A 6,871-nucleotide genomic window follows, 5' to 3' on the forward strand; every position below is an offset into this window, starting at 1 on the left:
ATCGTTATATGTGTTGTATTTACGGGCTTTGTTTTGTATTTTGTCTTGCATATCGGGCATATTATTATGCTAAAGCCACGCGCCCTGTCTCTTTCATTATCATCTGTCCAATCCCCATACGACACTTCTTGTTCTGCATTAAAGTGGCTTATATTATTGCCACATACCTTGCATTTGTTGGATAATTTCACTTTTCGCCCCTTATTTAGAATCACAAATTTTAAAAGCGTGATTGTAGCGAAAAATTGCGGATTTATGCGAATTGTTTTCGCGCTTTGTTATTGTTTATTTCATCGAATCAATTCTGCCTTTTATTTTATCCAAATCTTTAAGGGCTTTACAGGCTTCGTTTTGCCAATTAAATGGTGATTCCCATCCATCTTTTCTTTGGCAGTCTCTAGTGGCGATTTGCAAGGCTTTGTCAAAGTAAAGTTGCGCCTTTTGCTTATCTTTTGGTATCTCATTATCTAGCCCCAAATAGTAAGTTTCAGCTAACTGCGCACAGCCCAAATAGCTACCCAAATCACAGGCTTTTTTATTGTATTGTATGCCTTTTTTTCTTTTTTCTGCTCCGATTTTTTTCGCTGATTTTTTCGCGTTTGGCGGTGGATATGGCATAAACAGATTCCCTAGCACCGCACACGCTGTTGCATAGCCACTATCGCAGCTTTTTTGTAAAATCCCTATGCCTTTATTCTCATTCTCTGCAATAAAAATGATTAAGCCCTTTGCTACGCAGTATTTGCCTTCGCCTTCATCGCACAAATTGCTAATAGTTAGCAAAATCTCATCGCAATGCTTGGCATATTTTTTCATACAATCATTAAAATACTCCAATTCCCAACTAAAACTATACGCTAAATATTCCCAATCATCTGCTATTTTTGGCAGATACTTTGAATCTATGTCGATGCGCAACGGCTCATACTTATAGCGAATCATCTCACAAGCCGACTTTTCTCCCCTTTGGCAGTCTCTTTTGGCGATTTGCAAGCCTTTGTCAAAATATCGCTTTATTTGCGCTTTATCAAAATGCTTCAAATAGCCACCAAAATAGCGCGAAACGATAAATTCACAACCCATCGAAGCACCCAAATCACAGGCTTTTTGAAAATATGGTAAGCCCTTTTTTAGCCCCGCCTCATTTTTTGCATAAGATTCGCCAAGTGCCAAACACGCATTTGCGTCATTGCCCTCGCAATGTTGCTTTAATGTCGCTATGGTTTTATTTAGCGACTCTTTATCCCTGCGAAGCGATTCATAGATTTCAGCATAAATCACATAGAGTGCAAGGCAGTATTTTGTCCCATTATACGCACATAAACTCTCCCAATCGCTTAAGATTTTGGCGCAATTTTGTGTGCTATTTTGCGTTTTATAGCAAGAAGTTAGTGCCTCTTTTTTCTTTTTAACCTCACTGCCTTTCACAAAATCTAACATTTCCCATTCGCTTGAAGTTTGGTGCGAATCGTTTGAATCTTGCGCGATTGCGTAGCCTAACAACGCCACAAAAATCAAAAACGCCAAACTTAATTTTTGCATTTTTTATACTCCATTTGAATCGAAAAATTTTAAAAGCGCGATTGTAGCGAAAATTTGCGGATTTATGCGAATCGCAAAATCATAGAGAATCCAAAATCGCGCTGTATAAAATCCGCGTTTTGGGGCTATGAATCCGCTATGAATCTTATTTGGATTCGCCACTAGCGCGGAGAGTTTCGATGATGTGTTGCATTTTGGCAAAATCTTTTTTGCCCTGCGATTCAATCCCGCTTGAAATGTCAATCGCATAGGGATTGAGCGACATTGCGCGGGGCAGATTATCCGCGTTTATCCCACCTGCGAGGAAAAAGCGCGAAGCAAAATCGTGGGCAAAATCTTGTGAAATACGCGAATCCTGCGAATCCAAACCCTGCAAATCTTGTGAATCCAAATGTTGCAAACTTGCGTTGTTTGATTTTGCATTCTGCAAATCGCGCGAATCTTGCAATTTCCCCTCCAAAATCTCCCACTCAAACGCCACTCCACTCCCCGCATTTGCGCTATCTAGCAAGATAAAATCCGCGCTTGATTTTAAAGCCTCGCTTAAAGAGCGCGAATCGCGCATTTTAATCGCCTTGATAATGGGCGCGCTCTTGCCACAATCTTTTTGCAACGATTCACGCAACGCGCTAATGTAGGCGTTATCCTCGCTCCCGTGTAGTTGAATAATATCAATAATCCCCTCACCCACCGCTTCACAAACGCGCTCCACAGGACTATCTACAAACACACCCACCGCTTTGATTTTAGAATCTAAACGCGCTTTTAGCTCCCTTGCCAAAGCAAAATCCACAAATCGCTTGGATTGCCTCGCAAACACAAAGCCGATGAAATCGGGCATTAGCGCATTAGCGTAATCAATATCACACTCCCTAAACAACCCACAAAATTTGATTTTCATTTGCAATCAACACACCCCCTACACACATTGATAATGTATCGTGATGAGCTCCACATTATCGCCCATTTGCCTAAAATAATAACTCTTGCATTCATTATAGTCGAACAACATTCGATTAGAATCTGCCCACGAAATCACCCCAAAATCCCACCAAGGCACTACCCCGCCCGCGCCGTTATTTTCGCCTATTTCTACTACGCTAAAATCATTTAGGTTATATTCGTATTCGCTTTGCTGTATTTTTTCTCGCTCCTCCTTGCTTAGCGCAATCTTTATCCTTGCTCCCATATCATAGTCTAAAAACGCGCCATAATCTTTTGTAGGCATTGTAGCGGGAAAAATTTTATTGACAAAGTCTAGCGGGACTATTTCGCCCATATACACGGGGAATGCAGCATTTTCTAGCTCCTCTTTGCGTAAGCGTTCATACACTTTGGCAATAGTAGTGTGCGGGTGCGTTATCGCCGTTACAATTGCATTTATAAATCCCCAATTATTGTCCTCATCTAAAAACACCAATTCTTTGGGGAAAATCCCGCTTGTGTCATAAGAGGCGATTTTGCTTCCATTATGCAGTCTCACGCGCTCTATGCGTGATTTATCAGCGATGATTGTATCAAGGGATTGCATCAAAATACGCGCGTATTTTTTGCTTACTTTTTTGCGAAACTCCCTATCAACGCAGTATTTTTGCGAGGCGAGTTGCGGGGTAAGCCCATTTTCATAAAATTCCTTTAATGGCGAGTAAGTCCTAAAACACCCGCTAGTCGCCATTTCGCTAGGAAAAGCATTGAGCGAGATGAGATTCCCAAACGCCAAAAGCGCGATGAGCGCAAAGATTTTGCGTAATGTTTTCATTTGTTTTTGTCCTTTTTAAAATTTAAAAGCGAATCCTAGTGATTTTTGCCTAAAACGACAGAATATTTGCCAAAATCGCTTTTAGTGAATCTTTGTTTATTTCATCATTTGCCACGCCTACCACGACATTTTCAAGCTTTTCATAAAAGTCATTTGGCAAAATTTCAGGCGCATTTATCAGCACAAAAACCCTTGCGATAAGAATAGCACTGCGTTTATTTCCATCCAAAAATGGGTGAAATTTCACACAGCAAAAAATCAAATGCGTGAGTTTATCCACAAAGCTAGGATAAAAATCATCGTTTTTGATATGCTCTAATGCGGATTCTAAGTAGCCTACGCGTGAGCCATCAAAGCCTTGCAATCCGCCCATTACCTCTATCATTTTATCGTGCAAGGCAATGGCGTCCTCAAGCGATAAATAATTCATTTATCTTTTAACCGCTCAAAAACAGGGTAGTTTTGTGGCTTTTGAAAATCTGCAATAGTCTCATCTATCGCTTCTTTAATGCTTTTTTTGGCTTTTATGTTTAAATCTTGCACCTTGCATCGGACGCGTGGATTTGACTTTATTGTGCGTTTGATTGCCTCTAGCGTTGCGTTATCGACATTTTCTAGCGTGATTGTCATTTTACATTCCTTAAATTTTTAAAAACTCTCGCTATTATAGCTAAACTTTGGCGTTATATATCATTAGACTTTACGCGCTAAGGTCGTAGCAATTCTATGTTTAATAAATCTTAACGACAAATAACCTTAATTTGCTTAAAAAATTTATCATCAATCTTTATCATCTCTTTTATATTCATTCTCTTTATGCAACAACTTGGACTCGCATCGCATACATTATTGCCATATTCATCATCGCCACACCAATAATTATCGCCTTTATTGTCGCAATCTTTGGTGAAATAATGCTTTGCTTTTGCCATATCTTTTTTGATTCTTTTTCCGCCCACAACTTCGCCAAAAAGATAGTTTTCTCCCAAGTAATCACAACCTATGCCCAAAGCACACGCCTTATCATAGTAGTGCAAGGCTTGTTTTTGATTGATAAGTTTTTTGTTTAGTTTATGTTTATCGTATAGCCCCTCATTATAAATCATAGCAAGTTCTTGGCATACAATATAATCATTTATCTTATCGCAACCCGTTTTAAGATAAAAAAGCATAGCTTCAACTTGTCTATCCTCGTTATCTTTGTTATCCACAATGTCCTTTTGTAATAATTGGGCAAGTTCCAAACATTTGCTTGAATCTTCTAATGTTTCACACGCCTTTTTGCCAAATTCTCTTGCCGTATTAAAGTCCTCTTTGCCCTTTTGGGCGTAAAAATACTGCGCCAAAAGATAACAAGCATCAGCGTTACCCAAATCGCAACCCTTTTGCGCTACCTTTTTAAAACGCTCTATATATGTTTCATCGGTGTCTATATCCGCATAAAAATCAGCTAATAGGACGCAACTTTCGCCATCTGTATTATCTGTAATACATCTTTTATCAAGCACAGCTAAAATATTTTCCCTTGCTTTGCACGCGCTTTTTGCATTTATCTGTGTGCAATACTTACTCAAATTACTAATGATTGCCCGAAAATCTCTATCATAAATCTCTATATTTTGGATTTTTTCTGCCACATATTTATTCACAGCATTGTCTAGTTCATCACAAGCAGGTGCAAACTTATCCCATTTACACATTTTGTAAATCTCATCAATATTCCCCGATATATTTTTACCTTCTTTCACATACATCTTTTGAAGTTCTAGGCAAGCTGGCAAAAAATACTCTTTGTCATCTAATTTTCCATTACACGCTTCAAACAAGGCAAGTCTAGCACCAAGAGGCTCTTTTGGCGCAAGGTCTTTTATCTTATCACAAGCCTTTTTATCTTTATTGTTACACGCATAGCCATAGTAGGTAATAGCAAAATCATATTCTTTTTCTCTCTCAAAAATACCGCCAAGCTGGTAGCACACTTCTGCATATCCTCTATCGCATTGAACTTGTAACTCTAGCTTTTGCCAAAATGGCATTCTTTCAGCAGCACAGCCCACAAATCCCACAATACACAAAAATGCTACCAAAAATACCAAGCATAATTTTTTCATTTCTAACCTTTTTAAAAAATTAAACCACGATTCTAGCAAAATTTGGATTTAAAGATTCGTGCCTTTTAGATTTGCTAATGCGTGGGTTTTGTTTGATTCGCGCATTATGGCTTTGACTTCAAATTTTTCTTTATCGCCCTTTTATCAAGTCCCATTTTGGCGTAAAAGAGTGCGACAACTTCTTCGCGGGTTTTTACTTCTATCATTTGCTCTTTTTTGAAATCCCACTTATATCCCGCGCCCGTGCCACGCTCACCACGATTATGCAACTTGCTAAAATCAATCTCGCTAATTTTTTCTAACCGCATATACAAATTATCAGGCGCGACACCGATAAAGCAGATAAAATCGCAATTTGGAGTATTTTTGATATGCTCATTTTGAAATTTATCATTCACATCAAGGCTTGAAGTCTTTACCTCCACGCGAATATCGTTAATCTTTATATCCCAATCGCCCTGGTCGCCGTCTTGATAGGCAAGTGAAATATTGCGCTCTTTGCTAAAAATATCGCGTAAAAGCCGTTCGCCAAAACTCCCGCGCTTATCGATTTGTAAATGGCGAATCCGCGCGTATTTGCTCGTGCTTTTCCATTTTGAAGTGGCATTTACTTCGCGCTCAATCTCGCTAAATACGGCATTTGCAATCTCTAAAATATCCATTACATTAAGCCTTTATCGTAGAATCCTTGCTCAATTAGGGCTTTTTCGATTAACGAAGTGCGCAAATTTAGGCTAGAATTTGTCCCTAAAAAGCTCGTTTGCACCCAATCGATTGATTCTAGCGCGGATTTTACACGCGCCCTCTCTTGCGGATTTTCTCGCAAAATCACAATGCCATAACCGCGCCTATGTGGCAAGGATTCAAAGTCATAGTAGATTTTCATCTGTGGCTTACTAGCGGAGTGAAAGCAAGTGCTAGGCAGGTATAAATCACATTTATAGAGCATTGCTTTATTGCGTGTGCTTGAACTCGTCCCGCCATCGCTAAGAGAGTAGATTTTGATAAAATCTTTGCAGGTTTTATGTGCGCTAGATTCTATATTTAGCGTTTTGTTTGCAAGTAATTTTTTATGCACCCAAATTTGAAAAAGTGTGGCGACTTCGACTTCCTTGCCATTTGGATAGACAAAGCTATTTAGCGGGAGTTTTTCGCTATGGACTAGCTCATAGTCTCTCACGCGCTTTTTTGGGCTTCCCTTGCCATCACTATCAAAAAGCGGAGGCAGGATAAATGCCACAAAATCCGCGCCCTTATCTAAATCACCCGTGCCAAAATCATTAGAATGATTGATAAATCTTAGTGCAAGATTTCCGCGCAGTCCAAAAGGCGGATTGCCTAGCACAATGTATTTTTGGTGTGATTTTGTGTTGCTTTTACATTCAGATTCGCGCTCTTTTGGAGTAAATCCCAAAAAATTTTGGCATAAAATCTCATCATTTTTGTATTCCAAATCAAC

General features: G+C 39.2%; 8 protein-coding genes and 1 pseudogene. All 9 read right to left on the minus strand.

Going from position 1 to position 6,871, the window contains the following annotated elements:
• Nucleotides 1-191: hypothetical protein (locus tag ACWIX0_RS12525; RefSeq protein WP_454174324.1), on the minus strand; the 191-nt coding region annotated here is incomplete at its 3' end.
• Nucleotides 192-285: 94 nt separating this feature from the next.
• Complete coding sequence (locus tag ACWIX0_RS12530) at nt 286-1,542, minus strand: hypothetical protein (protein ID WP_454174325.1); 1,257 nt, start codon at nt 1,540-1,542, stop codon at nt 286-288.
• Between the two features lie 145 nt (nt 1,543-1,687).
• Nucleotides 1,688-2,443: a phosphoribosylanthranilate isomerase gene (locus ACWIX0_RS12535; protein WP_454174326.1), complete on the minus strand. Its 756-nt coding sequence runs from the start codon at nt 2,441-2,443 to the stop codon at nt 1,688-1,690.
• Between the two features lie 18 nt (nt 2,444-2,461).
• Nucleotides 2,462-3,301: a hypothetical protein gene (locus ACWIX0_RS12540; RefSeq protein WP_454174327.1), complete on the minus strand. Its 840-nt coding sequence runs from the start codon at nt 3,299-3,301 to the stop codon at nt 2,462-2,464.
• 49 nt (nt 3,302-3,350) lie between these two features.
• On the minus strand, nt 3,351-3,731 hold the full coding sequence (locus ACWIX0_RS12545; protein ID WP_454174328.1) for a type II toxin-antitoxin system death-on-curing family toxin: 381 nt from the start codon (nt 3,729-3,731) through the stop codon (nt 3,351-3,353).
• Nucleotides 3,728-3,931: a hypothetical protein gene (locus tag ACWIX0_RS12550; RefSeq protein ID WP_454174329.1), complete on the minus strand. Its 204-nt coding sequence runs from the start codon at nt 3,929-3,931 to the stop codon at nt 3,728-3,730. The genes ACWIX0_RS12545 and ACWIX0_RS12550 overlap by 4 nt, the downstream gene beginning before the upstream one ends.
• Nucleotides 3,932-4,041: 110 nt before the next feature.
• Nucleotides 4,042-5,412: a tetratricopeptide repeat protein gene (locus tag ACWIX0_RS12555; RefSeq protein WP_454174330.1), complete on the minus strand. Its 1,371-nt coding sequence runs from the start codon at nt 5,410-5,412 to the stop codon at nt 4,042-4,044.
• 104 nt (nt 5,413-5,516) lie between these two features.
• Nucleotides 5,517-6,074 (minus strand): hypothetical protein, encoded by a 558-nt coding sequence (locus ACWIX0_RS12560; protein ID WP_454174331.1) that lies wholly within the window; start codon nt 6,072-6,074, stop codon nt 5,517-5,519.
• A pseudogene (locus tag ACWIX0_RS12565) lies at nt 6,074-6,871 on the minus strand (restriction endonuclease subunit M); the annotation flags it as partial. The pseudogene ACWIX0_RS12565 and the gene ACWIX0_RS12560, both read right to left, overlap by 1 nt.

It is taken from the genome of Helicobacter sp. T3_23-1059 (genome assembly GCF_053654515.1).

Coding starts and splice junctions, on each gene's coding strand:
- ACWIX0_RS12540 (WP_454174327.1), bottom strand. CDS start 3,301: ATGAAAACATTACGCAAAATCTTTGCGCTCATCGCGCTTTTGGCGTTT.
- ACWIX0_RS12530 (WP_454174325.1), bottom strand. CDS start 1,542: ATGCAAAAATTAAGTTTGGCGTTTTTGATTTTTGTGGCGTTGTTAGGC.
- ACWIX0_RS12560 (WP_454174331.1), bottom strand. CDS start 6,074: ATGGATATTTTAGAGATTGCAAATGCCGTATTTAGCGAGATTGAGCGC.
- ACWIX0_RS12555 (WP_454174330.1), bottom strand. CDS start 5,412: ATGAAAAAATTATGCTTGGTATTTTTGGTAGCATTTTTGTGTATTGTG.
- ACWIX0_RS12550 (WP_454174329.1), bottom strand. CDS start 3,931: ATGACAATCACGCTAGAAAATGTCGATAACGCAACGCTAGAGGCAATC.
- ACWIX0_RS12545 (WP_454174328.1), bottom strand. CDS start 3,731: ATGAATTATTTATCGCTTGAGGACGCCATTGCCTTGCACGATAAAATG.
- ACWIX0_RS12535 (WP_454174326.1), bottom strand. CDS start 2,443: ATGAAAATCAAATTTTGTGGGTTGTTTAGGGAGTGTGATATTGATTAC.